General features: G+C 64.1%; 23 protein-coding genes. 15 read left to right on the forward strand and 8 right to left on the reverse strand.

The genetic code is table 11. The features are described from left to right. Positions 1-14: 14 nt before the first annotated feature. From ACSQ3E_RS18245 to ACSQ3E_RS18260, 4 genes are all read right to left on the reverse strand, one after another. Positions 15-1,265, reverse strand: coding sequence for a polysaccharide biosynthesis/export family protein (locus ACSQ3E_RS18245; protein ID WP_436123786.1), 1,251 nt, complete (start codon positions 1,263-1,265; stop codon positions 15-17). Between the two features lie 87 nt (positions 1,266-1,352). Then, entirely contained in the window at positions 1,353-2,027 is a 675-nt protein-coding gene (locus tag ACSQ3E_RS18250; protein WP_310326223.1) for a sugar transferase, read from the reverse strand. Between the two features lie 180 nt (positions 2,028-2,207). Beyond that, positions 2,208-2,429 carry a hypothetical protein gene (locus ACSQ3E_RS18255; RefSeq protein ID WP_436123787.1) on the reverse strand — a complete coding sequence of 74 codons (222 nt, stop codon included), beginning with the start codon at positions 2,427-2,429 and terminating at the stop codon, positions 2,208-2,210. A gap of 99 nt (positions 2,430-2,528) precedes the next feature. Beyond that, entirely contained in the window at positions 2,529-2,681 is a 153-nt protein-coding gene (locus ACSQ3E_RS18260; RefSeq protein WP_436123788.1) for a hypothetical protein, read from the reverse strand. Here ACSQ3E_RS18260 and ACSQ3E_RS18265 point away from each other — a divergent pair. From ACSQ3E_RS18265 to ACSQ3E_RS18300, 8 genes are all read left to right on the forward strand, one after another. Beyond that, positions 2,668-2,910 carry an exopolysaccharide production repressor exox gene (locus tag ACSQ3E_RS18265; protein ID WP_436123789.1) on the forward strand — a complete coding sequence of 81 codons (243 nt, stop codon included), beginning with the start codon at positions 2,668-2,670 and terminating at the stop codon, positions 2,908-2,910. The genes ACSQ3E_RS18260 and ACSQ3E_RS18265 overlap by 14 nt on opposite strands. A gap of 301 nt (positions 2,911-3,211) precedes the next feature. Then, positions 3,212-4,222, forward strand: a complete 1,011-nt coding sequence (locus ACSQ3E_RS18270) for a glycosyltransferase family 2 protein (RefSeq protein ID WP_436123790.1) — start codon at positions 3,212-3,214, stop codon at positions 4,220-4,222. 5 nt (positions 4,223-4,227) lie between these two features. Then, entirely contained in the window at positions 4,228-4,629 is a 402-nt protein-coding gene (locus tag ACSQ3E_RS18275) for a hypothetical protein (protein ID WP_310326212.1), read from the forward strand. A 123-nt stretch (positions 4,630-4,752) separates the two neighbouring features. Beyond that, positions 4,753-5,577 carry a glycoside hydrolase family 16 protein gene (locus ACSQ3E_RS18280; RefSeq protein ID WP_436123791.1) on the forward strand — a complete coding sequence of 275 codons (825 nt, stop codon included), beginning with the start codon at positions 4,753-4,755 and terminating at the stop codon, positions 5,575-5,577. Positions 5,578-5,626: 49 nt separating this feature from the next. Next, positions 5,627-6,958 carry a UDP-glucose dehydrogenase family protein gene (locus tag ACSQ3E_RS18285; protein WP_436123792.1) on the forward strand — a complete coding sequence of 444 codons (1,332 nt, stop codon included), beginning with the start codon at positions 5,627-5,629 and terminating at the stop codon, positions 6,956-6,958. A gap of 43 nt (positions 6,959-7,001) precedes the next feature. Next, complete coding sequence (locus ACSQ3E_RS18290; RefSeq protein ID WP_436123793.1) at positions 7,002-8,081, forward strand: glycosyltransferase; 1,080 nt, start codon at positions 7,002-7,004, stop codon at positions 8,079-8,081. Between the two features lie 33 nt (positions 8,082-8,114). Then, entirely contained in the window at positions 8,115-9,296 is a 1,182-nt protein-coding gene (locus ACSQ3E_RS18295; RefSeq protein ID WP_436123794.1) for a glycosyltransferase, read from the forward strand. Next, positions 9,293-10,753 carry a lipopolysaccharide biosynthesis protein gene (locus ACSQ3E_RS18300; protein WP_436123795.1) on the forward strand — a complete coding sequence of 487 codons (1,461 nt, stop codon included), beginning with the start codon at positions 9,293-9,295 and terminating at the stop codon, positions 10,751-10,753. Before ACSQ3E_RS18295 ends, ACSQ3E_RS18300 begins: the two co-directional genes overlap by 4 nt. Here ACSQ3E_RS18300 and ACSQ3E_RS18305 read toward each other — a convergent pair. Further along, positions 10,700-12,040, reverse strand: a complete 1,341-nt coding sequence (locus tag ACSQ3E_RS18305; protein ID WP_436123796.1) for a polysaccharide pyruvyl transferase family protein — start codon at positions 12,038-12,040, stop codon at positions 10,700-10,702. The two genes, ACSQ3E_RS18300 and ACSQ3E_RS18305, sit on opposite strands and share 54 nt — an antisense overlap. 166 nt (positions 12,041-12,206) lie before the next feature. On the opposite strand from ACSQ3E_RS18305, the gene ACSQ3E_RS18310 reads away from it, so the two are divergent. The 6 genes from ACSQ3E_RS18310 to ACSQ3E_RS18335 all read left to right on the forward strand — a co-directional run bounded on the left by ACSQ3E_RS18310 (position 12,207) and on the right by ACSQ3E_RS18335 (position 19,748). Further along, entirely contained in the window at positions 12,207-13,370 is a 1,164-nt protein-coding gene (locus ACSQ3E_RS18310; protein WP_436123797.1) for a glycosyl transferase family 1, read from the forward strand. A 29-nt stretch (positions 13,371-13,399) separates the two neighbouring features. Further along, the gene (locus tag ACSQ3E_RS18315; RefSeq protein WP_436123798.1) at positions 13,400-14,386 is read left to right on the forward strand and encodes a glycosyltransferase family 2 protein; all 987 of its coding nucleotides are present in this window, start codon (positions 13,400-13,402) and stop codon (positions 14,384-14,386) included. Further along, positions 14,383-15,312 (forward strand): glycosyltransferase, encoded by a 930-nt coding sequence (locus ACSQ3E_RS18320; protein WP_436123799.1) that lies wholly within the window; start codon positions 14,383-14,385, stop codon positions 15,310-15,312. Before ACSQ3E_RS18315 ends, ACSQ3E_RS18320 begins: the two co-directional genes overlap by 4 nt. Then, entirely contained in the window at positions 15,302-16,252 is a 951-nt protein-coding gene (locus ACSQ3E_RS18325; RefSeq protein ID WP_436123800.1) for a glycosyltransferase family 2 protein, read from the forward strand. The genes ACSQ3E_RS18320 and ACSQ3E_RS18325 overlap by 11 nt, the downstream gene beginning before the upstream one ends. A gap of 64 nt (positions 16,253-16,316) precedes the next feature. Further along, the gene (locus ACSQ3E_RS18330; RefSeq protein ID WP_436123892.1) at positions 16,317-17,210 is read left to right on the forward strand and encodes a UTP--glucose-1-phosphate uridylyltransferase; all 894 of its coding nucleotides are present in this window, start codon (positions 16,317-16,319) and stop codon (positions 17,208-17,210) included. A 153-nt stretch (positions 17,211-17,363) separates the two neighbouring features. Next, positions 17,364-19,748: a polysaccharide biosynthesis tyrosine autokinase gene (locus ACSQ3E_RS18335; protein ID WP_436123801.1), complete on the forward strand. Its 2,385-nt coding sequence runs from the start codon at positions 17,364-17,366 to the stop codon at positions 19,746-19,748. Between the two features lie 4 nt (positions 19,749-19,752). Here the strand turns inward: ACSQ3E_RS18335 and ACSQ3E_RS18340 are convergent, their stop codons facing one another. After that, positions 19,753-20,568 carry a metallophosphoesterase family protein gene (locus ACSQ3E_RS18340; RefSeq protein WP_436123802.1) on the reverse strand — a complete coding sequence of 272 codons (816 nt, stop codon included), beginning with the start codon at positions 20,566-20,568 and terminating at the stop codon, positions 19,753-19,755. A gap of 87 nt (positions 20,569-20,655) precedes the next feature. Continuing rightward, positions 20,656-21,987 carry a sensor histidine kinase gene (locus ACSQ3E_RS18345; RefSeq protein WP_436123803.1) on the reverse strand — a complete coding sequence of 444 codons (1,332 nt, stop codon included), beginning with the start codon at positions 21,985-21,987 and terminating at the stop codon, positions 20,656-20,658. A 220-nt stretch (positions 21,988-22,207) separates the two neighbouring features. Between ACSQ3E_RS18345 and ACSQ3E_RS18350 the strand changes: the two genes are divergently transcribed. After that, entirely contained in the window at positions 22,208-24,214 is a 2,007-nt protein-coding gene (locus ACSQ3E_RS18350; protein WP_436123804.1) for an acyltransferase family protein, read from the forward strand. Here the strand turns inward: ACSQ3E_RS18350 and ACSQ3E_RS18355 are convergent. After that, positions 24,211-25,476 carry an AGE family epimerase/isomerase gene (locus ACSQ3E_RS18355; RefSeq protein ID WP_436123805.1) on the reverse strand — a complete coding sequence of 422 codons (1,266 nt, stop codon included), beginning with the start codon at positions 25,474-25,476 and terminating at the stop codon, positions 24,211-24,213. The genes ACSQ3E_RS18350 and ACSQ3E_RS18355 overlap by 4 nt on opposite strands. Positions 25,477-25,574: the final 98 nt, after the last annotated feature.

Raw genomic sequence — 25,574 nt, forward strand, 5'->3', positions numbered from 1 at the left:
CCTGACCTGCCGGCCTACCGGACGAGCGGGATGCCGGACCGCACGACCTTGATCACGTCGCCGGGCAGGATAGGGGTGTCTTCGGCCGCGGTGACTTCCTTGCTCTTGCCATCGCTGCCCTTGCGGACGAGGACAAAGGACGTCGGCTGTTCGGCGCCGGCCGCGGCGGGCGCCGTGCCGCCGGCTTCGGCGATCAGGCCCTTTTGCATGCCGAGCTTGAGCGTCACCGCATTGAGTTCGCCGACGGTCTTCTGGCGTTCGACCGCCAGTTCGGATTCGGCGTCGTTCTTGAGGTCGATCGCCTCCTGCTCGGCCTTGCTGATGTCCTGCTTGGCCCGCAGTATGGCGGTTTCAAGGTCGAGGATCTTGCCTTCCATCTCGGCGATGGAGCGCTCGGTCGACAGCACGCGCGTGTTCACGACCAGGCCCTTCTGGGCCAGCGTGTCGATGCCGCTGAGCTCCTTTTTGGCGAGCTCGACCTGGCGGTTCTGCGTCTCCGACTTCTGGCCGAGCGACACGATCTCGCGCTCGAGCAGGCCCTTGAGGTTGTCGAGCGCCTGCAGCCTGAGCGTGAGCTTTTTCTGGCGCGAGGCCATGATGGCGGTCTCGTTGGCGACCATGCCGTCGACCGCCGGCAAGGAGGCGATGTCCTTGGGGGCGGCGAATTCGGTCTTGCCGGCGAGCTCGGCATCGATGCGCGCCTGCGTCACCATCAGGCGGAGCTGCTCGTCGGACAGCACGGCGTGGCTGCCTTCAGCGGTGATCAGGTTGCGTTCGGTGCCGGCGCCATCGGTGCCGCGACGCATGCCGCCGGCAATGCTGATCGCCTTGAGCACGGTGAGGTCGGGCGCGTAGGCGTACTGGCCCGGGCTCTGGATGTCGCCGGAGATGTAGAACGGGCGGAACTGCGCGACCTCGACCGAAGCTTCCGGGCGGTCGGACAGGCCGAACTTGTCCTGCAGCGTCTTGCCGATCGTCTCGGCGATCTCGGCGGTCGTCTTGCCTGCGGCCTCGGTCTCGCCGACGAACGGCAGCGACAGCTTGCCGGAGGGGCCGACGGTGTAGTCGCCGCTGACCGAGGACCAGTCGCGGAAGGCGCCTTCGACGGTCTGCCATTCGACGACGCGGATGGTCAGCTTGTCCTGGGTGCCGAGCTTGTAGTCCTCGGCGGAGGCAGTTGCTGCCGAAAAGGCCAGGGTGAGGCAGAGCGCGCAGCCGAGGCTGAACAGGCGCCGCGTGCGCGGATGAAAGCCGTTATGGTTCAAGGGTTTTGTCCGTTCCTGTGCTACGGCTGACACGCCGTGGCGGATGGCCACGCGCCCCGGCAAGGGCGCGGCCCGATTGCGGCAGGATCAGTAGCTGCCGCGCGACATGCAGACGGCCGGAACCGTCTTCAGGATGATGCGGATGTCTTCGACGAGCGACCAGTTCTCGACATAGTGGCGATCGAACGCCACGCGGCTGTCATAGGAGACGTCGTTGCGGCCGCTGACCTGCCACAGCCCGGTGAGACCCGGCCGAGACTTTAGGTAGAAGACGACCGCCTTGCCGTAATATTCAAGCTCGTCGCGGACCACCGGGCGCGGGCCGACGATGCTCATGTCGCCGAGCAGGATGTTGATGATCTGCGGCAGCTCGTCGAGGCTGAGCTTGCGCAGCACGGTGCCGACACGGGTCACGCGCGGGTCGTCCTTGAGCTTGCGTGTTGCCTCCCACTCGGCCCGGGCTTCCGGGTCGTCACGGAAATGGGCGGCCAGAACCGCATCGCCGTCGGGAACCATGGTGCGGAACTTGAGGCACTGGAAGATACGGCCGCCGCGGCCGATGCGGCGATGGCCGTAGAAGACCGAGCCGCCGTCCGAGACTTTCACCAGAAGCGCGATGAGCAGGAACAACGGGCTCAGCGCGACGATCCCGAGACCGGCACCGACGATGTCGAATCCGCGCTTGGCCACGCCACCGAGCGGAGGAAGGTCGGCGGCCATATGTGGAAGCTCCAAGCTTGTCGACTTGGCTAGATCCCTCATGCTGCAACTCCAATTGGTCGATAAATCGCCCCAGAATCGCCCCGTGTCAGGATATGGTCGGTATGCTGCGCCGCAACACACGTTTTTTTGACGCGTGAAATATTTGGGCCAGTAGATGTCCAAGAACCGTGCATGGCGTGCACAAAAAGAGTTCAATGCGACAGTTTTGTGTCCACAAGATTAATGGCTATGCAGAATCGGAAACACTGTTGAAGTGGAAATGGCTTGAATTACATCTGCGGCGTGCTGTCGTTTGGCCACGCAATGTGCGTCGCAAGGTACGAACATATTTCTTGAACCGCCTGGTGTTGCCAAAAATTCTGAAATAACGCCATCGAAACTAAAAATGGTTTCGACTTGCGGCATCGTCGGACGGTGCAATGCAGCATTCATCTTTGCCATCTAGACTCACCCTCCAAGAGGCTCCGCTTGCTGACAGTTGGGCGGGCCAATATAGTGGAATGACGTTCTTCGGGTCGAGCGGCTGGGGCCGCGCCGGCATCAAAACAAAACGAAGGAACGGACATGGGCGGAAGCTTTCAGGGCAAGGGGAGTTGCAAGCAACATGGCGACGAAATCAGTGCCGATGCCTCTGGCCTGACGATCAGCTGACATGACTTTACCCAAATTCGTGTTCGGCATGGCGATGGTCATCGCTGTCGTGGCGCTGTGGTCCTACATGGATGCTGCCGGCTGGGGCACGATCTTGCTGCGCGCGGTGATATGCGCGGTTGTTCTTCAGGTCGGATACTTTCTCGTCGTGCTGGCAATGGTGCTGCGGGCCGGGCCGAAACCGGCTGAAGCCGCGAAGCCGAAGACCGCGACTGAAGGTGCCGCAACCGTTCCAGCTGACGACATGACGCCCAAAGGCAGCGCGCACTAGGCCTGGAAACCATGGCCACGGACCGCATGTCCGGGCAGAATCGCTGCCGTCTTCCTGACTGTCAAAATCTCCTAGGGATATCTTCTCGTGTGATTTCGCGACGCCGGTGTTGCCGTTTGTCGGAGCGCTCCGCGTGATCGATGTGACGCGCCTGTACACCTTGGAAAGCTAGGTACCGGCACAGTCGACGGCAAAACATTCAGACCCCGAGCGTGAATTGCCGTAACAAAAGTTGGGGTTCCCTTGTTAGCAGGTGCAATATAGCTCTGGCGTCGGCGGGCTATGACGAAAGGCAACCGACGTGAGCGGATCCGACGTCTGTGTCATCATTGCTGCGCGCAACGCAGCCGAAACGATCACAACGGCCATCGCCTCCGCATTGCTGGAGCCCGAGGTGGCCGAGGTGGTTGTCGTAGACGACGCTTCGACCGATGCGACCGAGGCCGTGGCGCGTGCCGCCGACGATGGCAGCGGCAGGCTTCTGGTGCTGCGGCTGGACGTCAATCGCGGCCCGTCCTTCGCCCGCAACATGGCGATACGGCATTCCAAAGCACCGCTGATCAGCATCCTCGATGCTGACGATTTCTTCCTGCCGGGACGGTTTTCGAAGCTAGTGGGCGGCGATGACTGGGATCTCGTCGCTGACAACATCGTGTTTGTCGAACACGCGTCGGTGCGCGACGTGCTGTCGGGCAGCATCGAGCAATTCAACGCCGATCCGACCGAGCTCGACCTTGCCGGCTTCGTCGCCGGCAACATTTCCCAGCGTGGCGCAAGGCGCGGCGAACTGGGTTTCCTCAAGCCGGTGATGCGGCGCGCCATGCTCGCCGAGCACGGCCTGCATTATGACGAGCAGCTGCGCCTCGGCGAGGACTATGCGCTCTATGCGCGGGCACTGGCTTCGGGCGCGCGCTTCAAGCTGATCCGTTCCTGTGGCTACTGCGCCGTGGTGCGGCCCAATTCGCTGAGCGGCCAGCATCGCACCGAGGATTTGAAGCGGCTGGCCGATGCCGACCTCGACCTTTTGGCGCTTGCCGGACTGACAGCCGGACAGCGACGTGTCCTGCGCCGCCATGAGCGGCATGTGCGCGACAAGTATCGGCTGCGGCATTTCCTCGATCTCAAGGCCGCCAACGGACTTCCCAGCGCGATGGGTTTTGCCTTCGGCTCGGCGGCGAATTTGGCGGCCGTGGCAAAAGGCGTGGCGTTCGACAAGCTCGAGCCGCTACGGCGTGGCAATCCGTCGGCGACTGAGAGCGGCGCTGCACGTCCACGCTACCTGATGGCCGGTTCGGCCGCGAAGGCGGGGTAGGGCGCATGGCATCGATCTTTGCTTTCCGAACCCGCAGCCCCGACCGCGACCGGCAGACCGACGAGGCCCGCTTCGGGCAGCTGTCGCGTGCGCTCGACGAGCTCGCCGCCGGTATCGAGGCGGAACGAACCGGCATCCGGAACCGCTACGAGGCGGTCTCCGCCAATGCCGCCTTCCTTGTCGAAGCCATGGACAATTCCGCGGTTTCCGTGCTGCGAGTACGTGAGATGGACCAGCTGACGGAATCGCTGAAGGCCTGTCTACGCCGGATCGAGGTGCTGGGACGGCAAAAGGACTTTGTCTCCGGCCTTCGTCATTCGCTGGACATTTTTGCCGATGAAGGTCGCGAGACCGATGAGGAATCATCGGCACGATTGGCGCAGGGGGAGGCCCAGCGCCAGTTCTAGGCCCGACGCGACGGGGCCTGACTTTCGGGAGGATGGGAGGATTTTTCGTCCGGCTGGGGGCATCTCCGGCCGGTGTGGCAATGCGGTTTCCGGGCGGGAGGCGCGAAGACACAAGGATGACCTATGAACGCGAACGTCAAGGATTACAGCCCGAGCCAATCTCTCGGCCGTGCCACTGCGTTGGGGGTGTCGGTCGTTCTCGCCGGCCTGCTCGGCGCTTCGGGTGGTGCCGTGGCGCAGGAGGCCGCCACGGGCAAGTCCTTCATCGAGACCTTCGACACGCTCAGCGCCTCGCGCTGGTTCATCTCGGACGGATGGGACAATGGCAAGCACCAGAACTGCACCTGGTCGAAGGAGCAGGTCAAGGTTGCCGACGGCAACCTGGTTCTGAGCTTCGAGAAGAAGCCGTTGAAGAACCGCGACTATTCCTGCGGCGAGGTGCAGACCAAGGAACGCTTCGGCTACGGCACCTACGAGGCGCGCATGAAGACCGGCACCGGCTCGGGCCTGAACGCCGCCTTCTTCACCTATATCGGGCCGGTGCACAAAAAGCCGCATGACGAGATCGATTTCGAGGTCCTGACCAAGGATCCCTCGAAGGTGCAGGTCAACGCCTATGTCGGCGGCAAGTCCAATGACGAGAAGCTCGTCGATGTGCCCGGCGGCGCCGACCAGGGTTTCAACGACTATGCCTTCGTCTGGGAGAAGGAGCGGCTGCGCTGGTTCGTCAACGGCCAGCTGGTGCATGAGGTGACCGAGCCTTCGCAACTGCCGAGCCACCCGCAGAAGATCTTCTTCAGCCTGTGGGGCACCGGCACGCTCAGCGAATGGATGGGGCGGTTTACCGATCCCGGCAAGCCGGTGAGCATGGCCGTCGACCGCGTCGCCTTCACCGCCCCGGGCGAGCCGTGCCAGTTCGAAGGCTCGGTCGCGTGCACATTGAAATGACGGGCAAAAGCCCGCGCTTCGACATCAACAACAGACAGGAACGGACTGGATGAACCTCACAGTATTTGGGATTGGCTATGTCGGTCTTGTTCAGGCGGCTGTGTTGGCCGAGGTCGGGCATGACGTCGTCTGCGTTGATGTCGATGCAGCCAAGGTCGAGCGGCTGAACCAGGGCTTCATCCCGATCTTCGAGCCGGGTCTGGAGGCCCTGGTGCGTGAGAACCATGCCGCCGGGCGTATCGTGTTCACGACGGATGCAGCGCTCGCCGTGCGCCATGGCGAGATCCAGATGATCGCCGTCGGCACACCGCAGGGCGAGGACGGCTCGGCCGACCTCAAATACGTGCTGTCGGTGGCCGATGCCATCGGCCGCGAGATGGCTGGGCCGAAGATCGTGGTGACCAAGTCGACGGTGCCTGTGGGTACCGCCGACAAGGTGCGCGAGGCGATCGCGGCTGCCCTGAAGACCAGGGGCCGCGAGGAGCTTTCATTCGACGTCGTCTCCAATCCGGAGTTCCTCAAGGAGGGCTCCGCGGTCGCCGACTGCATGAAGCCCGATCGCATCATCGTCGGCACCGACAGCGAGGCTGCCGAGGAGGTGATGCGCGAGCTCTACGCACCGTTCAACCGCAACCACGAGAAGATGATCGTGATGGACGTGCGCTCGGCCGAGTTCACCAAATACGCCGCCAACTGCATGCTGGCGACCAAGATCAGCTTCATGAACGAGATGGCGAACCTAGCCGAGCTGCTCGGCGCCGACATCGAGGAGGTGCGCAAGGGCATCGGCTCGGACCCGCGCATCGGCTACCACTTCATCTATCCCGGCCTTGGTTATGGCGGCTCGTGTTTTCCCAAGGATGTGCGCGCTTTGATCCGCACCGCCGGCGATGTCGGCTTCGAGCCGGTGCTGCTGCATTCGGTCGAGGCGCGAAACAACGCCCAGAAGGCTGTGCTGTTCGACAAGCTGAAGGCACATTTCAACGGCGACCTCGCCGGCAAAACCTTTGCGTTGTGGGGGCTAGCCTTCAAGCCCAACACCGACGACATGCGCGAGGCGCCAAGCCGGGTGCTGATGGAGGCGCTGTGGCAAGCCGGCGCTAAGGTGCAGGCCTATGATCCCGAGGCGATGAACGAGGCGCAGCAGATCTATGGCCAGCGCGACGACCTCACACTGTGCGGCACCAAGGAGGCGGCGCTGCGCGGCGCCGATGCACTGCTGATCGCCACCGAATGGAAGAACTTCCGGGCGCCGTCCTTTGAGCTCATACGGGACCAGCTCAAGACCCCCGTCATCTTCGACGGCCGCAATCTCTACGACCCGGCGGTCGTCGCCCGCCACGGCATCCAATACGTCTCAATCGGCCGAAAGGCCGGATGAGCGAACGTCAATCGACAATGAGCTGAAACATGGGAGCACGGACATGAAGGTTCTGTTTGCCGGCGGCAACGGCTACACGCCCGAATTCAGCGGCGGGGTTCAGTCGTCGACGCATCATCTTGTCGAGCAGCTGCGTGCGCATGGGCACGAGGCCTCGGTGCTGGCCGCGCTGTTCGGCGACGGCATGTTCGGGTTCAAGGCGAGAGCCAAGATGAAGCTGACCGGGCAACGCGCCGTCATCGACAGTTTTCCCGGATATCCCGTGGTGCGGGCCTGGTTTCCATGGGAAGCCGTCGGTTTTGCCGTGCAGAAGCTGAAGCCCGACGTTGCCGTGGTCCAGTGCCACAAGTCGGTGCCGATCGGAAAGGCGCTGGAAGCCCAGGGTATACCGCTGGTCGTCTATCTCAGGAATGTCGAGTTCCACGAGCTTGGCGGTGATCTCAGCGAGTTGCGGCAGGCACGCTACATCGCCAATTCGGAGTTTACGGCACGCACCTATGGCCAGCGCTTCGGCATCGAATCGGCGGTCATTCCGCCGACGATCAACCCCGCGCACTACGCCACTGAAACGTCAGGCGATTTCGTCACGCTGATCAATCCTTACGAGGAAAAGGGCTTCGAGCTTGCGGTGCGCATCGCTGGGCGTTGCCCAGATATTCCGTTCCTGTTCGTCGAAAGCTGGAAGCTGGCCGACGATCATCGGGCGCGCATCGAAGAGATCATCGCGCCGCTCGGCAATGTCCGGCTCGAAAGCCGCACCAGCAACATGAAGACTGTCTATGGCCGGACCAAAATCCTGCTTGCACCGAGCAAGTGGGAGGAGGCTTGGGGGCGTGTCGCCTCGGAGGCGCATTGCAGCGGCATTCCCGTCATAGGTTCGCGTCGTGGCGGCCTGCCCGAGGCGGTCGGTGAGGGCGGCGTGGTGCTCGACTACGATGCGCCGCTCGACGACTGGGTCGAAACCGTGCGCCGGCTGTGGCAGGACAGGGCCGAATATGACCGGCTGTCGGCCGCCGCACGTGCCTTTGCCGGGCGTGCGCAACTCGACCCCGACGCGCAATTCGCCACCTTCATGGGGGTGCTCGATCGAGCAGTGGCGCAGGGCCTGAACAAGGCTGCTTGAGTTGGTGCCATCCGGGTTCTGGAGAGCCGTTCGATGAGGGTCTGTTTCGTCGTCGACAAGTTTCCTTCGCTGTCCGAGACCTTCGTGCTCGACCAGATCGAGGGATGCCTTGCGCGCGGGATAGAGGTCGGCGTCGTCTGCAACGAGACGACTTTCGGCAAGGAGCGCAATATCGACGACCCGCGCTGGCGCAACCTGCCCGGCGGCGTTGCGCAATGGTGGGGTGCGCTCGGGCCGCTGCGCCCTTCGCTGCGCCGCTGGTCGGGCAAGCTCTGGGACAAGGTGTCGACGGCGCTCGACATCGCCTTCGCCGGCAAACTCGAGAAATACGACGTCATCGTCGCGCATTTCGGCAACAACGGCTTGCGGGTCGCGCGGGCAATGAAGCAGCGACGGATCGCGGCTCCACTGGTGACGATCTTCCATGGCCATGATGTCGGCGCGCCGATGCATGACGGCTCGCTGTCGCGCTACGAGGTCGTGTTTCGCCAGGGCGCGTTGCAGTTGCCGGTCAACGGTTTCTTCCGCGACGCGCTGATCGAGGCCGGCGCGCGCTCCGACAGCGTTGCCGTGCACCACATGGGCGTCGACACAGAGGCGATCGGTTTTCACGCAGGCGAACGCCGAGGCGGCAGACTGGAGCTGATCTCTGTCTGCCGGCTGACCGAGAAGAAGGGCATCGAGTTCGCGCTTCGCGCGCTTGGCGAGGTGCAGGCCATCAGGCCCGACATCGACTGGTCCTATGCGGTCATCGGCGGCGGTGATCTGCTCGAACCCATGAAGCAGCTTGCGCAGAAGCTCGGCATTGCCGAGCGCGTTGCCTTCCTCGGGCCGCGCCCACACAGCGAGGTCAAGCAGCGGCTGGGAGAGGCGCATGTCTTTGTGCTGCCGAGCGTCAGGGCAGGCGATGGCGACCTCGAAGGTATTCCCGTTGCGCTTATGGAAGCGATGGCTGCGGGGCTGACGGTGGTCAGTACCTACCATTCCGGCATACCTGAATTGATCCAGGACGGCAGGACCGGCCTTCTGGCGCCCGAACGGGACGTTGGTGCGCTGGCGCAGAAGCTGATCTGGATCGCCGACAATCCCGGCTCCTGCGAGCAGCTGGCACGCGCGGCGCGGCGCAAGGTCGAGGAGGATTTCGATTCCGGTCGGCTCAACGATGCCTTTGCCGACACGCTGTTCCGTCTCGCCGCCACCAGGGTTGCCGCATGACGGCGGAGGCGCAGCAGCTCGGTCGCATCGCGCTGCGTGGCGGGGCGCTGACGGCAGCGGCGCAGGCGATCAAGATCGGCATCCAGTTCGTCTCGGTGGTGATCCTGGCCAGGATGCTGGCGCCGGAGGATTTCGGCCTCGTCGCCTCGGTCGGGCCGATCATCGCCTTTGTCGGGCTGTTCCAGAATCTCGGCCTGCAGCAGGCGGTCATCCAGCGCCCGGAGATCAGCCAGCAGCAGCTCAACCAGGTGTTCTGGATCAGCGCGCTGGCCGGCCTGATCTGCACCATTGTGATCGCCGCGCTGTCGCCGGCGGTGTCGGCATTTTATGGCGACGGCAGGATGACCGGCATCACGCTGGCCGCCGCCATGCCGCTTTTGCTCGGCAGCCTCGCTGCTCTGCCGCTGGCCCTGATGAACCGCAACCTGCAGTTTGGCCAGCTGGCGATCAACGACGTCGCGACCGCCCTAGCCGGGCTGGGGGCGGCGATTGCCGCAGCCTATGCCGGGCTTGGCTACTGGTCGCTGGTGATCGGACCTGCCGCGGGTGCCGTGGTGACGCTGCTCTGCGCATGGCTGGCGACACGCTGGAAACCGGGCAGGCCGAGCATCAAGGTCGAACGCGAGATCCTGTCCTTCGGCGCCAATCTCACCGGCTTCAACCTCGTGAACTTCTTCTCGCGCAATCTCGACAACATCCTGATCGGCAAGTTTTCCGGTCCGGTCGAGCTCGGCTATTACGACCGCGCCTACAAGCTGCTCTTGTTTCCGCTGCAAAACATCAACCAGCCGCTGTCGCGGCTGATGGTGCCGCTGCTCAGCCGTATCCAGGACGACAAACAGCGCTTTCGCGAGCTCTATCTTCGCACCAACTGGCTGCTTGCCTTCATCACGGTGCCGGGCATCGCGGCCCTGACGATTGCCGCCGAGCCGGTCGTTTCCATCCTGTTTGGCGAACGCTGGCTCGGCGTGGCGCCGATCTTCGCCTGGCTCGGTATTGCCGGCCTGATGCAGCCTGTGTCGAGCACGACGGGCTGGATCTTCATCTGTCAGGGCAAGACGAGCACGATGTTCCGCTGGGGCGTCTATTCCGCCCTGACGACGGTGCTGTCATTTGCCGTCGGGTTGAAATGGGGGGCGGTCGGCGTCGCCGCCGCCTATGCCATCTCAGGCTACGCGCTCAGGCTGCCGGTGCTGGCGGTGATGATCGGGCGTACCGGCCCGGTCTCGGCGCTTGACTTCCTGATGGTGCAGGGGCTGCTAATCGTTGCAGCCGCCGTGACCTGGCTCGGCTATGGCTACCTGCCGGCTGCGCTCATCGCGCAGTCCAACATCGTGGCAGCGATCACGGCGGCAGCTCTCAGCTACGCGGTGGCGCTCGTCTTCATGGTCGCCGTGCCGCAGTCACGCCGTGCGCTTGTCGAGGCGTGGAAGACCATCGCCCGCAACATCCGCTGAAGCGTCCGCCAGAAGCGGCCTGACCAGATCGGCGGCCGACATGGCGGAGGCGTGTTCCTCCAGAACCGCGGCAAGCGTCGTTGCCCGGAGTTGGTCAAGATCGCTCGTGAAGGCCGCGAGTTTCCGGCCGGCTTCGTCTGATGTCACCGTGTCTATGTCGAGCAGCAGGTCGGCGAGGCCGACGCGCTTGGCAAGCTCGCGGGTCTTGAACTCGTAGGCAATGGGCAGCACCGGCACGCCGACACAGAGCGACATGATCATCATGTGCATGCGGGTGGCGACGACGAAGTCGAAGCCCTTGACCAGCTCCATCAGCTGCTCGGGCGTGTGGAAGCCGGCGTCGACGTCGACATGAGCAGCGACATCGGCATCGAGCTCGGCGATGATCGCCCGCGCGGTTTTCGAATCGTCATGTGCGTATTCCGGCACGCCCTGGCAGGTCGAGACGAAGGTCACTCGTTTGCCGTGGTCGCGCACTAGGGCGGTGGTGATGTCGCGGATCGAGGCAATGTAGCGGCGCATGCCGTCGGCGCCGTCATTGACGTAGTTCCAGTGGCGCACCGAAATGCCGACGCGGCCGGTCGGCGGTGGTGAAGTGCTGGCCGAGAGCAGCGTTTCGATGCGCTCGACATCGGCGAGCGCAAACACCGAATCGGCGACGACATGGCACTTGCCAGGGTTGTCGACGAGCCCGTCGAGATGGCCGCGCGAGCGTTTGTCGCGCAACAGGATCAACGGGCTGCGGTCGAAGACCGGTTTCAGTTCGCGGCGGTTGTAGTCCTTGTCGAACGGGCCCAGCGACTGTGTGAAGAAAACGGGATCCTTGCCGAAGACGGTGTCGATGCGGAACTGGTTGAGACGACGTTCGAGATTGTAGTTTTCGACCAGATAGGTGCCGCCTGTCGTGACGACGAGATCGGCCTGCCGGTACATGTCGAGGCTGCGGCGGTCCTCGGCGCCGAACATCGTCTCGTCCAGCGCCCGGCTCTTGCCGTAGTGGCGCAACGCACTCAGGGCGAGGCGGTTGTAGATCGGCTTGGCCAGGTTCTTCAGGCGGTTGTCGTCATAGGGGTATTTGAAGATCGATTCGGCCAGCAGCTTGCGAATCTCGATGTCGGGATAGGCTTGCTTGGGATAAAGCCGCGACGCGACCTCGGGCTGGCTGTCGAAGACCTGGAAGCGCAACTCGCCCGGATAGGCCGACTTCAAGATGCGCCGGATGGCCAGCAGGATCGCCGCATCGCCGGTGTTCAGGCACACGGTGTTTTCGACGATGACAGTCTTCATGGGCGCTAGCCTCCTCGGATTGGTCGCGTCGGAAAGATAAGTACAGGCTAACCGGGCCATTTTGCGGCGCAACAATAATTGAGGTGTGACCAGTCAATAATTGTTGCGGCGCAGCAATAGGTGCACTAGCTTCGTCGTCGGTGGGCCAAACTGCGAGCGTGAATTCATGCTGCATGTTCTGTACCTGGTGCATGATGTTTCCGACCCGGCAGTTCGTCGACGGATCATCATGCTCAAGGCCGGTGGCGCGCGCGTTACGCTCGCTGGTTTCCGCCGGACGCAAGAACTCGAAGACGTCGAGGGCGTGATGCCGATCGACCTGGGCCACACCCGCGACGGGCGCTTTGCGCAGCGTCTGGGTGCAGTGGCGATGGCGGCGACGAGTATTGGTGCATCGCTGAAATCAGTGGCTGCGCCCGATGTGATCGTTGCCCGCAATCTCGAAATGCTGGCACTGGCGCAACGTGCCCGCTCGGCCTTCGGTGCGTCGACGCCAATCGTCTATGAGTGCCTCGACATCCACCGGCTGGTGCTGCGCGAGGATATTCTGGGCAAGGGCCTGCGCGGCGCCGAGCGGCTGTTCGGGCGCAATGTCAGCCTGCTGCTGACCAGCTCGCCGGCCTTCGTCAGGCACTATTTCGAACGGTTCGGCCAGATCGACGCCCCCATCGAGCTGGTTGAGAACAAGCTGCTGGAGCTGGAGCCGCGCACCGATGCGCTGCCGTTGCCGGCGCAAGCAGGCGAACCTTGGAAGATCGGCTGGTTCGGGGCGTTGCGCTGCCGCAAGTCGCTCGAACTGCTGGCCGATTTCACCCGCAAGATGGAGGGGCGGTTCGAGGTCGTGTTGCGTGGACGGCCGGCACTTTCGGAGTTTGCGGATTTCCACGGTTTCGTCGAATCCGAGCCCCATTTGGCGTTTAAGGGTGCCTACAGAAACCCTGAGGACATGGCCGACATCTATGCGCAGGCACACTTTGCCTGGGCGATCGACTTCTTCGAGGAAGGCCAGAACTCGACATGGCTGTTGCCCAACCGGCTCTATGAAGGCTGCCGGTTCGGAACGGTGCCGATCGCCATGGCCGGCACCGAGACGGCGCGCTTCCTCGAACGCCTCGATATCGGGTTGGTGCTGCCCGAGCCGTCGGCCGAGGCCCTGGTGGAAGCGCTCTCGGGCATGACGAGCGAACGCTACGCCGTCTTGCGCGGCGCGGTGCTTGCCCGCGACCCGGGAACCTGGATTTGCGACCTGGCAGATTGCCGGGCGCTGGTGTCGAAGCTCGAACGGGTCGCCGCCCAAGACGGCGCAAGCCTCGGCGCCATCGCCGCCTGACCTTCAACGCAATCAACACAAGCAGACGCATGACCGAAACGTCCTCCGCCATCATCGTCATTCCGTGCCTGAACGAGGAGCGCCATATTGGCGGCCTTCTGGCCCAGCTGCGCCCGGCTGCCCGGCGGCTTGGCGCCAGGATCATCGTTGCCGACGGCGGCAGCCGGGATGCAACGCGAGATACCGTTGCCGCCATCGCCGCCGAAGACGACCATGTCGTGTTGATCGACAATCCGGCGCGCATCCAGAGCGCGGCGGTGAATCTCGCGGTCGAACGCTTCGGTGATGGCGTCGACTACCTGTTCCGCATTGATGCCCATGGCGGTTATCCCGACGACTATTGCGACCGGCTGCTCGAGGAAGCGCTGGAGACAGGGGCCGATTCCATCGTCGTGTCGATGCTGACCGAAGGCAGCGGTACCATCCAGAAAGCGGCGGCAGCGGCGCAGAATTCGAAACTGGGCACAGGTGGGTCGAAGCACCGACATGGTTCGACGGGCGAATGGGTCGACCACGGCCATCACGCGCTGATGCGCATCGCCGCCTTCCGCGATATTGGCGGTTATGACGAGAGCTTCAGCCACAATGAGGACGCCGAGCTCGACCATCGTTTGCGCGAGGCCGGCTACCGGATCTGGATGAGCGGGCGGACCCGCATGACCTATTTTCCGCGTGCTTCGCTTGGCGGCCTGTTCCGCCAGTATCTCGGCTATGGCAGGGGGCGGGCGCGGAATGTGCTGAAGCACCGCGTCATCCCCAAAATCCGGCAGATGGTGCCGCTGATGGTGGCGCCGACGGCGCTCCTCGCAAGCCTTGCCGTCGTCCACTGGATCTTTGCCGTGCCCTTCCTCGCCTGGGCGGCGATCTGCCTTGGCTATGGCGCGGCCCTTGCAGTGCGGGCCGGCAAGCCGGGGCTGGCGCTTGCCGGGGTGTCGGCGATGGTGATGCATTTCGCCTGGTCGCTCGGCTTCTGGCTCCAGCTTCTCGGCATGCCGGCGAAAGGGCGCGCCGCATGACCGGAATGCCAAGCATCGACATCTGCGTCTGCACCTTCAGGCGGCGCGAACTGGCCGACACGCTGCGCTCGCTTGCGGCAATGGATCTGCCCGAGGGATACCGTATTGGCATCGTCGTCGCCGACAATGACGAGGTGCCCAGCGCAGAGAAGCTGGTCTCCGCTCTAGCGAAAGAGCTTTCGCTGCCCGTTCGCTATGTCCATTGCCCGGCGCGCAATATCTCGCTCGCCCGCAATGCTTGCCTCGATGCCAGCTCGGCCGATTTCGTCGCCTTCATCGACGACGACGAGAAGGCAACGGGGGCGTGGCTGAAGCGGCTCGTCGAGACCGCCCAGGCGACCGGCGCCGACGTGGTGCTCGGGCCGGTCAAGGCGCGATACGGGGCAGGGGCGCCGGGCTGGATGCAGCTCGGCGACTTCCACTCGACCTATCCGGTGTTCGTGCAGGGCGAGATCCGTACCGGCTACACCTGCAATGCCTTGCTTAGGACAGGTTCGCCCAGCATCTCCGGCCGCCGCTTCAGCTTGGAGCGCGGCCAATCGGGCGGCGAGGACACCGAGTTCTTCGACCAGGTGTTCGGCGCCGGCGGCCGCATAAGCTATGCGCCCGAAGCTTGGGTGGAGGAACCGGTTCCGGTGTCGCGCGCCTCGTTTGGCTGGATGACGAAAAGGCGCTTCCGTGTCGGGCAGACGCATGGCCGCCTGCTCGGCGCCAAGCGGGGCGGCGTTGGCCGCCTCGGTGAATTGGTCCGGGCCTCGGCCAAGGCCGGCTATTGCTTTGCCGCGGCGGGGCTGAGCGCACTGCAGCCGGTCAGGCGCAACCGCAGCCTTTTGCGTGGCGTGATGCATCTGGGTGTGCTGAGCGGACTGGCCGGGGCACGCGAACTGCGCCTCTACGGCAACGAGGGAGGCCAGGATGCAGCCTGACGTCAGCTTCGTCATCGCCGCTTACAATGCCGAGCCAATGCTCGGCCGCGCCATCGACAGCGCCCTGGCGCAGGAAGGTGTCACCGTCGAGGTGATCGTCGTCGACGACTGCTCGTCCGACGCGACGCTCGATGTTGCGCGGTCCTATTCAGATCCGCGCGTGCGGGTGGTGGCGCTGGAGACAAATCGGGGGCCAGGCGGGGCACGAAACGCCGGCCTCGACGCGGCGCAGGGGCGCTGGGTCGCCGTGCTCGATTCGGACGATGCCGTATTGCCGGGGCGGCTCGCGGCAATGATCGGCAGGGCCGAAGCCGGCTCCGCCGCAATGGCCGTCGACAACATCGTGGTTGTTCACGAGGACGGCAGGCCGCAGGAAGTCATGTTTGCTGAAATCTATCTCGAAAAACTTGGCAATCTGACGCTGGCGGACTTCATCGGCGGCAATGTCGTCTTCGAGACGACGTTCAATTTTGGTTACATGAAGCCGATATTCTTGCGTGAATATCTCGAGGCAAATGAGCTCCGTTACGACGAGGATTTGCGCATCGGCGAGGACTATATCCTGCTCGCCAGCGCGCTTGCGCGAGGCGGCGGCTGCGCCGTCGAACCTACCGTAGGCTATGCCTATCACGTCCGAAACGGCTCCATTTCAAGGGTTTTGGAGCTTCATCACGTCGAAGCGATGCAGCGGGCCGATGCCACCTTCGAGGCAACCAACAGGCTCGAAGGCGAGGCGAAAAAAGCGTTCACGCGACGCGCCCGCAGCCTCTCCCAGGCTGCCTCATTCCTGTCACTGGTTACGCACATCAAGCAGCGGTCGCCGCTCAAGGCGGTGCGGACCGCCCTGGGGGACCCGGCGGCGGTTCGACATTTGCGGATGCCGATAGAGGTCCGGCTGCGCCGGTTCGCACGGCAGTTCGCATACCGGTCCGGCACATGATGCGAGTGCCCGGAGCGGCCAAGGACAAGACGAGGAGAGTTACATGAGAGAGAGGATTGGCACGATGAAGAAAGTCAGGAAAGCGGTGATCCCGGTGGCGGGTCTCGGCACGCGGTTCCTTCCCGCGACCAAGTCCATGCCCAAGGAAATGCTGCCCGTGGTCGACAGACCGGTGGTGCAGTATGCCGTCGACGAGGCGCTGGAGGCCGGCATCGAGCACATCGTCTTCGTCACCGGCCGCAACAAGGCGGTCATCGAGGACTATTTCGACCTTCATCCCGAACTTGTCGGCACGCTCGAGCAGGCTGGCAAGGTCGAGCAGATCAGGTCGCTGGAGAGCCTTCTGCCAATTCCCGGCGCCACCAGCTTCACCCGCCAGCAGGCGCCGCATGGCCTCGGGCACGCCGTCTGGTGCGCCCGCGACATCATCGGCGACGAGCCGTTCGCGCTGTTGCTGCCCGACATGGTGTCGTTCGGCAAGCGCGGCTGCCTGGCCGAGATAATGGACCTGCATGCTGAAACTGGGGGCAACGTCATCGCCGTCGAGCAGTGCGATCCGAGTGAGACCAACAAGTATGGCATCGTCGGCAAGGGCCCCGATGTCGGTTCGGGCTTCGAGGTGACTGCGATGGTCGAAAAGCCGGCGCCGACCAGTGCACCGTCGAATTTCTACATCAACGGCCGCTACATCCTGCAGCCGGAGATCTTCAACCTTTTGGGCACGCAGAAGCGAGGTGCCGGCGGCGAGATCCAGCTGACAGATGCCATGGTGCGTCTTGCCGCGAGCCAGGCCTTCTTCGCCCGGCCGTTCAACGGCCGGATGTTCGACTGTGGCTCCAAGGAAGGTTTCATCCAGGCCAACGTCGCTTTCGCGCTGAAGCGGGCCGACATCCGCGACTCCGTGCTCGATGCCATCCGCGAGATGGTCGCCGAGCAGGATCATGTCGTCGCTGCCTGATACGACCTGTCCGTCGAGGTGGCTGAAATGGCCGCCCCGACGTTGTTCGACAAAAGCCGTGCCGGTCGGGCACGGCAAATTGCGTAGCTGAAGTCGGCTTCGCCCAGAACCCAGCGAGCAGCAGCCGCTGTTCAGGCAAGAACTGGAACGCAGATGAACTACGCCAGCTTTCCCTTCAGCAACCGCCTTCCCGCGTCTCGCGGGGACGCGCGCGAGGGGAGCGATTTCATCGATCTCGAACGCCTGCTGGCGATGGCCAAGCGCCAGGCCAAAGTTGTCGGTGTCGGCGCCGTCATCGGCCTGCTGCTCGGGCTCGTCTATCTGCAGACAACGCCGCCGACATTCACCGCATCGACCCGCGTGCTGATCGACGAGGGCATGAACAAGATGGTCGACGAGGTTTCGGCGACGCCGGTCAACATGCAGACCGACGCGGCGATCCTGTCCCAGATCGAGATCATCAAGTCGGCGCGGCTTGCCGCCGTGGTGGTGGAGAAGCAGAAGCTCGACCAGAACCCGAATTTCATGCGGCCGCCGCAATCGCTGCTGTCGACGCTTGTCGGCTATGCCCGCGGCTTCCTGCAGGTCTTCCGCTCTGCCCCAGACGTCGCTGGCCGCGCTGCGCTCACCGAGGCGCAACGCAAGGCGATTGCCGATGCGACGCGCAAGGAGCAGGCGGTGGCGATGCTGCAAGCCAACATCGAGGCCGAGCGCTCGGGCCGCAGCTATGTCATCTCCATGGCCTACCGTTCGCACGATCCGCAGCTGGCGACAGCGATCACCAGGGCCTATGCCGAAGCCTTCGTTGCCGACCAGCTCGACGCCAGCTTCGACGCCACCGAAAAGGCCGCCGTCTGGCTGCAGGGCCGGCTGGAGGAACTGCGCACGAGTTCGCAGAAGGCAGCGCTCGAGGTGGAGAAATTCCGCGCCGAGAATGGCCTGGCGGCGGCACGCGGCGAAACCATCGCCGAGCAGCAGCTTTCCGATCTTAACGCCCAGCTGATCCTGGCACAGGCCGACACGGCCAAGGCACGGGCGCGCTACGAGCAATACCGCACCATCGTCGAGAGCGGGCCGGAAGCGGCCGTCGGCAACTCGACCCTGTCGGCGGCGGAGGCGGGCAACCCGCTGATCTCGGAGCTCAAGAAGCGCTATGCGAGCGTATCGAAGCGCGAGCAGGAGATTTCGGCCGGCTTCGGCCCCAACCACCCGCAGGCGGTTGCGCTGCGCAAGGAACAGACCGACCTCGCCAATCAGATTTTCCGCGAGCTGAGCCAGCTTTCAGAGACCTATCGCAACGAATTCGAAGTGGCGCAGTCGCGCGAGACTGCGCTGCGCAACAGCGTGTCCGAGGCGACCGGACAGAACTCCAGCGCCAATCAGGCGCAGGTGCGGCTGCGCGAGCTGCAGCAGCAGGCAACCGCACTGAGTACGCTCTACCAGACCTTCCTGTCGCGCTACGAGGAGGCGTCGCAGCAGCGCTCCTTCCCCATCGCCAAGGTCAGGGTGATTTCAGAAGCGACGATGCCACGCGGCCCGTCGAGCCCGCGCACCTCGATGGTGTTCGGGTTGGCGTTGGTGCTTGGCGTCGTCCTGGGTGCTGCCTTCGGCGCACTCAACGAATTCAACGAGCGCTTCTTCCGCACCGCCGAGGACGTGCGCGAAAGGCTGGGCGTCAAGTTCCTCGGCTATTTGCCACTGATCACCTCGAACGAAGATAGGAAGGACCCAGCGAAGACCGGCAACATGGGCACGCCGCCTCCGTCGCGCGCGGCGGAGCTTGTGAAACGCCGGGCCAGGATGCGTATCGCCGTCGATTCGCCGGCGTCGATGTTCGCGGAAACGCTGCGCAGCACCAAGATCGCCGGCGACGTCGTGCTGCAGGACATCGGCAGCAAGGTGATCGGTGTCATCTCGATGCTGCCGGGCGAGGGTAAGTCGACGGTCGCCGCCAATCTGGCCGGACTGATCGCCAGCAATGGCGCAAAGACGCTTTTGATCGACGCCGACTTGCGTAATCCGGGTCTCAGCCGCAGCCTCGGCATCGATGCCGAGCAGGGGCTGGTCGAAGCCGTGGTCAACGACCTGGGCTGGCAGTCGGTGGTGAAGGTCGACCGCCAGAGCAAGATGGCGATCGTGCCGGCGGTGGTGCGCGGCCGTTTCTCGCATACCAGCGAACTGCTGTCGTCGGCGGGCATGCGGCGCTTCATCGACGATGCCAAGGCGACGTTCGACTACATCATCGTCGACCTGCCGCCGCTCGGCCCGGTCGTCGATGCCAAGGCCTTCGCGCCGCTGGCCGACGGTTTCGTGCTGGTGGCGGAATGGGGCGCCACGCCGCGGCCGCTGGTCCGATCCGGGCTCGCCGCCGAGCCGCAGATCGCCAGCAAGGTGCTTGGCCTGGTGCTCAACAAGGTCGATCTCAAGAAGCTGCCGCGCTACGGCGCATATGGTGGCTCCGAGCAGTTCCTGGAGCGCTATTCCAGCTACTACCTCGACAAGGGCGAAACCAAAGCCAAGGCCAAGGTCGCGAGCTGAGGTTTCAGGAGAAGAGCAGCCGGCCGCCCTTGCCTGATATGCGCACCGCCGTCAGCCGGCCGGTCGTGAAGGCGCCGGTGTCGATGTCCAGCCGGCGGCCGTCGATGCGTGGATGGTCGACCGGCGTGTGGCCATGCACGACCCAGCGATCGAGCCGGCGCGACGCCTCGAAGAACTCCTCCCTGATGTAGAGCAGGTCGTCGTCTTCCTGTTCGAGCAAGGGCACGCCCGGGCGGAGACCGGCGTGGACGAAGACGAAGCGCTCGGAATAGGCCATGATCGGCAGGCCGCGCATAAAGGCGATGTGCTCGTGCGGGATGGTGGCGCGGATGTGGTCGTCGAGCTTGCCGCCGCTGCCATAGAGTTCGCCGAGATGCTCGGCGTCGAGGCCGTATGAGAACAAGGTGCTGCGGGCGCCGGTGGACAGCCAGCGTTCCAGCGACAGCCGGCCGTCGAGATAGTCGAGCGTCTGGGCTTCGTGGTTGCCTGTCAGGCAGATACGTTCGAAGCCGTTGGGGGGCGGAGCGATGAGGTGATCGATGACACGCGCCGAATCCGGGCCGCGGTCGATGTAGTCGCCGAGCATGACGATCAGCTTGCGGCCGGGCAGGGTGGCTGCGTCGGCGATGACCTTGTCCTCAAGCGCGCGCAACTCACGATAGCAGCCATGGACGTCGCCAATGGCATAGACGATCGTGTCGGACAGGTCGATCTCGATGCGTCCGCGCCCCGGTGACTGTCTTTGCGAACGGAAATTCAGAAAACGGACCAGCCTGTCGCCTCGCCAAGAGATGTCGGGTGGCGTCCCGACGCCGGGCACATCAGTGCCTGAGCCATACAATGCGCGGCGGGCGTTTCCGTTTCCTGAACGCTGCCGGTGATGAATGGGATTCGGTGGGAGGTATTCCTAGGATGCAGGCGTGCGGACCAGGTCGAGCGGTGCATCGAGCGTCCAGGTGACGCCGTCCGGCTGGAAACTGAGGTGGCCGACGCCGTTCAGGGCCAGGGGTGCGACACGCTCGAGGACGATCCGGCCGAAGCCCTTTCGCGAGGCTTTTCCGACAGTTGGTCCGTTGGTTTCCTTCCAGGTCAAGCGAAAGCGATCAGAGGCGGTCCAGCCGATGTCTACGGTCCCCTGGTCGGACGACAAGGCGCCGTGCTTGGCCGAATTGGTGGCCAGCTCATGGAAGGCCATGCCTAAGTTCTGGACCGCCATCGTCGACAGCATGACCGGCACGCCCGAAATCCGGACGCGCCGCTCGGCAGCGAACGGTCGGATCTGGTTGCTGACGAGATCGGCGAGATTGGCGCCGCGCCAGTCGCCGTCGACAAGCAGGTCCTGGGATTGCGACAGGGCCATGATGCGGTTGCGGATCTGGGTGTCGAATTCCGCGATCGTCGTCGCGTGCTTGCCGGTCTCGCGGATCATCGACAGGATGACGGCGAACTGGTTCTTCACCCGATGGTTGACCTCGCGCATCAGCATGCGGATGCGGCTCTCGCTTTCCTTGCGCTCGGTGATGTCGCGGGCAATCTTCGAGGCGCCGATGACCTTGCCAGCGCTGTTGAGCACCGGTGACACGGTGAGCGAGATGGCGACGAAGCTGCCGTCCTTGCGTCTCCTCAACGTGTCGAAGTGGTCGACGCGCTGGCCGCTGCGCACCTTTCCGAGGATCAGGTCCTCCTCGTCCTGCCTGTCGTCGGGAATCAGCATGCGGACATGCTTGCCGATTGCTTCGTCGGCATCATAGCCGAACAGCCGGGTGGCGCCCGCGTTCCAGCTCTGGATGACGCCGCACAGATCCTTGCTGACGATGGCGTCGTCGGAGGATTCGACGATCGATGCGAGGCGCTGGGTCTGGATTTCGGCCTGCTTCTGAACCGAGATGTCGACCAGAAGGTTGATGGCGCCGGTGATCGTGCCGGTTTCGTCGCGCATCGGCGCGGGAAAGGCGAGGAACGGCACCAGCGTGCCATCCGGCCGCTCGGCGATGGCCTCGGCATTGCGGATTGCCCGGCCTTCCCTGAGCGCCAGGGCCATCGGGCAATCGCCATGGGCAAGCGGCTCGCCCTCGGCAGTCCTGAGCCGCCAGGACCCGCACCATTCATCCTTGCCGATTTCGGGACGGTGACCCCAGAGTGCTGCGGCTGCTTCATTGAAGTAGGTGATCCGGCCGTTGGCATCGGTCGTATAGACCGCCGCCGGCAGCCCGCCGAGCAAAGTCTCGCGATTCGTCATATGGCCGCCCTGGTTCCGTCGGGCATTAACGACCAATGCCGGAATGAGTTCCGTTGATGCCGAAATCGAAGGCCGAGGGCGCGGAAATGCGCCGGTTCTGCCCGGGCGAGGCGTCCGGAGAGGCGGCTTTCATGTTGCGTTGCAACATAGTTTGAGTTGCCCTGCTGGGGCGCCTCCCCCAACCTGCCGGCATGTCCAGCACCTGCATCGCAGCACAGACATGACGGCACCTGTTACCGCATTTCGCCCTGATATCGAGGGCCTGCGCGCCATTGCCGTTGGCGGCGTGATCGCGTTTCACTTTGGCATGTCGGACCTGCCGGGCGGTTTCATCGGCGTCGACATCTTCTTCGTCATCTCGGGTTATCTGATCACCCGGCATCTGATGCAGGAGATCGGCCGTAGCGGGACCGTCGACCTGTGGCGCTTCTATGGGCGCCGCGCCCGGCGGCTGCTGCCGGCATCGCTTCTGGTGATCGCCACCACGCTTGCCGCCGGCTACTTCATCCTGGCGCCATCCGAGCAGCAGCTGTACGCCAAGGGCGCGCTGTTCGCCTCAAGCTACGTCATCAATCTCTGGCTGCTGCGCTGGTCGTTCGACTATTTCGCCGCCGACACGGCCAGCAACCCGTTCCTGCATTTCTGGTCGCTCTCGGTCGAGGAGCAGTTCTACCTGCTTTGGCCGGCGTTCCTGCTGTTGGTCGCGTGGTTCCGGCCGGGGGCGAGGGGCATCGCTCTCATCCTCGGCGTGGTGGCTGTTGTGTCCTTCACAGCCAGCGCCTGGATGACCTCGATATCGCAGCCCTGGGCGTTCTATTTCTCGCCGCTGCGGGCCTGGGAGTTCGCCGTCGGCGGCCTCGTCTCGCTTGTTGTGGCCGAGCGCTGGGCATCGGGTTTTCGATTCTCGCCTGTCATGGGTTGGGCCGGTATCGCGTTGATCGCCGTCGCCTATCTCAGCGTGTCGGAGACTGATCCTTTCCCCGGCTTCATCGCGTTGCTGCCGGTCGCAGGAACGGCGATGCTGTTGCTGTCGGGCGCCCGTCCGAGTGCCGTCGGGCCGGCCAGCCTGCTGTCGCTGCCGCCGTTCCAGTGGACCGGCAAGCTATCCTATTCGCTGTATCTCTGGCACTGGCCCGTCATCGTCTACGCGACGATCCTGTGGCCCGACCTGACGCTTGGCGGCAGGCTCGCTTGCTTGGCGGCGACGATCGGGCTGTCCTTTCTCAGTTACCGGTTCGTCGAGAATCCGGTGCGGCTGAATGGCTGGCTTTCAGCCGGTTCGCTGCGCTCGCTGGGGCTTGCGGCACTGCTTACATCGCTGGGCGTGACCTTGTCCTATGGCGCTGCGCAGATCGCTGCGCGCAGCGTCGACCCGGACCAGAAGCTTATCGCGGAAAGCGCCGCGCGATCGTCATCGGCGCGGCAGGTCGACAGCGCTTGCGTTGCCAGCCTCGAGCAGACCACGCCGCGCAGCTGCAGCCTAGGTGCGTCGCAGCCGATGAAGACGATCGTGCTGTTCGGCGATTCACATGCCGATCATTGGTCGACGCCGCTGGCAAAGATCGCCGAGACTAACAACTGGCGGCTGGTGACCTATCTGAAATCGTCCTGCTCGGTGGCGGCGGTGCCGACGTGGAACGTGCGACTGATGCGGTCCTATTCCGAATGCGATGCGTGGCGGCAGACGGCGATGAAGGAGATCGCGAGCCTCAAGCCCGATGCCGTGATCGTTTCGCAGTTTTCGTACAGCTATGTCGAAAACGACGTCAATGGCGAGCTGGAGCATCTGGTCAGCCGCGACGTGTGGGCCGACGGCCTGAGGGCATCGCTTGCCGCCCTTCGCAAGACCGGCGCCGACGTCGTCCTGCTCCGGGATGTTCCCGTTCACAAGTCATATCTCGACCGCTGCGTGGCGCGCTCGCTCTGGCTGGGCCGGAGCAGCACGGTCTGCGACACGCCGCGACAGGAGGCCATCGACGAGCGGGTGGCGAATACTGAGCAGGCAGCGAGCGCCGGCCTCGATGGCGTCAGATATGTCGACCTCACCGAGCTGTTTTGCAACGACACGACGTGCCCGGCGATGATCGGCGGCAAGCTGACGTTCCGCGATCGCCACCATATCGCCACGCCTTATGCTGCGACGCTGGCCGGTTCGATGCAGCGCGCGATCTTCGGCAACCAGGTGGCGGCATACTGGGCCGACCAGCCACCGGGCGCGTCCCGCTAGAGGCGGATGCCGGTCTGCAGCAAGCCGCGGGTGATGCTGCCCGAGGTCGGCAACAGCGGGATCAGGCAAGCCTGGAGCGCATGGTAGATGTCGGGCTTGCCGTAGAACGGGCCGGCATTGGGCTTGAGGTCGTCGTCGAGCTGGGCGTGCCAGCCGCCATTGGTGCGGTCGATGAAGCGGGTGGCGCAGAAGCTCCAGATACGGCGATACCAGGCCTCGTAGGCATCGTCGCCGCCGATGGCGTTGAGTACGGAAGCGGCACCGATCGCCTCGCAACACGGCCACCAGTAGCGGTCCTTGATGCGGGCCGAACCGTCCCATTCGAGCGTGTAGTAGAAGCCGCCCTTGGCGGTATCCCAGCCGTCCGCCGTCGCCTGGCCGAACAGGTTCCTGGCCGCGTCCGGCAGCCAGGCGTGCTTGCGGCCGCCGAGTTCCCAAAGCTGCAGCAGGAGCCGCGCCCATTCGAGCGAATGGCCAGGTGTGGTGCCATAGGGGCGGAACATCGGGTCGCCGGAGTAGTCGCGGTCGAGCTTCCATTCTGCGGTGAAATGCTCGGGCAGTCGCCAGCCGGCGGCGGCCGAATGGCGGCGTATGATCAGGTCGGCGATGCGCTCAGCCATGCTGAGATAGGTGCTGTCGCCAGTCGCCTCGAAGGCGGCCATCAGCGCCTCGGTCAGGTGCATGTTGGAGTTCTGGCCGCGATAGCTGTCGAGCGGTTGCCAGTCACGGGTGAACTCTTCCGCGACCGCGCCATGCGCCTCTTCCCAGAACTTTTCGGACAGGATGGTCGAGATGTCGGTCAGCAGCCGGTCGGCGTCAGGGTGGCCGGCGACCTTGGCGCTGGAGGCGGCGAGCAGCACGAAAGCATGGCCATAGGCCTGCTTGGTGTCGTTGGTCGTGCCGTCATAACCAACGCCCCAAAAATAGCCGCCATTGGCTGTGTCGCGATGGCCGTTCCAGAGGAAATCCATGCCATGGTCGACGAGCACGTCGGCACCAGGGTGGCCCATCAGGTGGGCGATCGAGAAACAATGCACCATGCGCGTGGTGACGTGGATCTGGCGGCCGGCGAAGCGGCCCGGCACGGCCCCCGGCGCGAGCGGCTGGCCAAGATCGTCAAGGTCATGGAAGCCGCCGAGCGGATTGAGGCTCTGGCGCTCGAAGAAGGAGAACAGCGCGTCGGCCTGCTGCAAGAGCCACAGGCGATGGCTTGGAAGCGTGGTCCATTTGGCCGAGCCGGCGGAAATTTCCAGTGAAGCCATGGATTGGAGTTCCCCTGCGGCTGATTGTCTGCCCTGACCTGCAATCACGAACTAAGACGTAATGGCCTGCGCACTCAACAGGAAAACGCCATGATTTG

Origin of the sequence: Aminobacter sp. LjRoot7 (assembly GCF_964252895.1) — a bacterium.
GTDB lineage: Bacteria > Pseudomonadota > Alphaproteobacteria > Rhizobiales > Rhizobiaceae > Aminobacter > Aminobacter aminovorans_B.

Coding starts and splice junctions, on each gene's coding strand:
- ACSQ3E_RS18250 (WP_310326223.1), bottom strand. CDS start 2,027: ATGAGGGATCTAGCCAAGTCGACAAGCTTGGAGCTTCCACATATGGCC.
- ACSQ3E_RS18255 (WP_436123787.1), bottom strand. CDS start 2,429: ATGGCAAAGATGAATGCTGCATTGCACCGTCCGACGATGCCGCAAGTC.
- ACSQ3E_RS18265 (WP_436123789.1), top strand. CDS start 2,668: ATGGCGATGGTCATCGCTGTCGTGGCGCTGTGGTCCTACATGGATGCT.
- ACSQ3E_RS18260 (WP_436123788.1), bottom strand. CDS start 2,681: ATGACCATCGCCATGCCGAACACGAATTTGGGTAAAGTCATGTCAGCT.
- ACSQ3E_RS18275 (WP_310326212.1), top strand. CDS start 4,228: ATGGCATCGATCTTTGCTTTCCGAACCCGCAGCCCCGACCGCGACCGG.
- ACSQ3E_RS18280 (WP_436123791.1), top strand. CDS start 4,753: ATGAACGCGAACGTCAAGGATTACAGCCCGAGCCAATCTCTCGGCCGT.
- ACSQ3E_RS18285 (WP_436123792.1), top strand. CDS start 5,627: ATGAACCTCACAGTATTTGGGATTGGCTATGTCGGTCTTGTTCAGGCG.
- ACSQ3E_RS18290 (WP_436123793.1), top strand. CDS start 7,002: ATGAAGGTTCTGTTTGCCGGCGGCAACGGCTACACGCCCGAATTCAGC.
- ACSQ3E_RS18295 (WP_436123794.1), top strand. CDS start 8,115: ATGAGGGTCTGTTTCGTCGTCGACAAGTTTCCTTCGCTGTCCGAGACC.
- ACSQ3E_RS18300 (WP_436123795.1), top strand. CDS start 9,293: ATGACGGCGGAGGCGCAGCAGCTCGGTCGCATCGCGCTGCGTGGCGGG.
- ACSQ3E_RS18305 (WP_436123796.1), bottom strand. CDS start 12,040: ATGAAGACTGTCATCGTCGAAAACACCGTGTGCCTGAACACCGGCGAT.
- ACSQ3E_RS18310 (WP_436123797.1), top strand. CDS start 12,207: ATGCTGCATGTTCTGTACCTGGTGCATGATGTTTCCGACCCGGCAGTT.
- ACSQ3E_RS18315 (WP_436123798.1), top strand. CDS start 13,400: ATGACCGAAACGTCCTCCGCCATCATCGTCATTCCGTGCCTGAACGAG.
- ACSQ3E_RS18320 (WP_436123799.1), top strand. CDS start 14,383: ATGACCGGAATGCCAAGCATCGACATCTGCGTCTGCACCTTCAGGCGG.
- ACSQ3E_RS18325 (WP_436123800.1), top strand. CDS start 15,302: ATGCAGCCTGACGTCAGCTTCGTCATCGCCGCTTACAATGCCGAGCCA.
- ACSQ3E_RS18330 (WP_436123892.1), top strand. CDS start 16,317: ATGAAGAAAGTCAGGAAAGCGGTGATCCCGGTGGCGGGTCTCGGCACG.
- ACSQ3E_RS18335 (WP_436123801.1), top strand. CDS start 17,364: ATGAACTACGCCAGCTTTCCCTTCAGCAACCGCCTTCCCGCGTCTCGC.
- ACSQ3E_RS18345 (WP_436123803.1), bottom strand. CDS start 21,987: ATGACGAATCGCGAGACTTTGCTCGGCGGGCTGCCGGCGGCGGTCTAT.
- ACSQ3E_RS18350 (WP_436123804.1), top strand. CDS start 22,208: ATGACGGCACCTGTTACCGCATTTCGCCCTGATATCGAGGGCCTGCGC.
- ACSQ3E_RS18355 (WP_436123805.1), bottom strand. CDS start 25,476: ATGGCTTCACTGGAAATTTCCGCCGGCTCGGCCAAATGGACCACGCTT.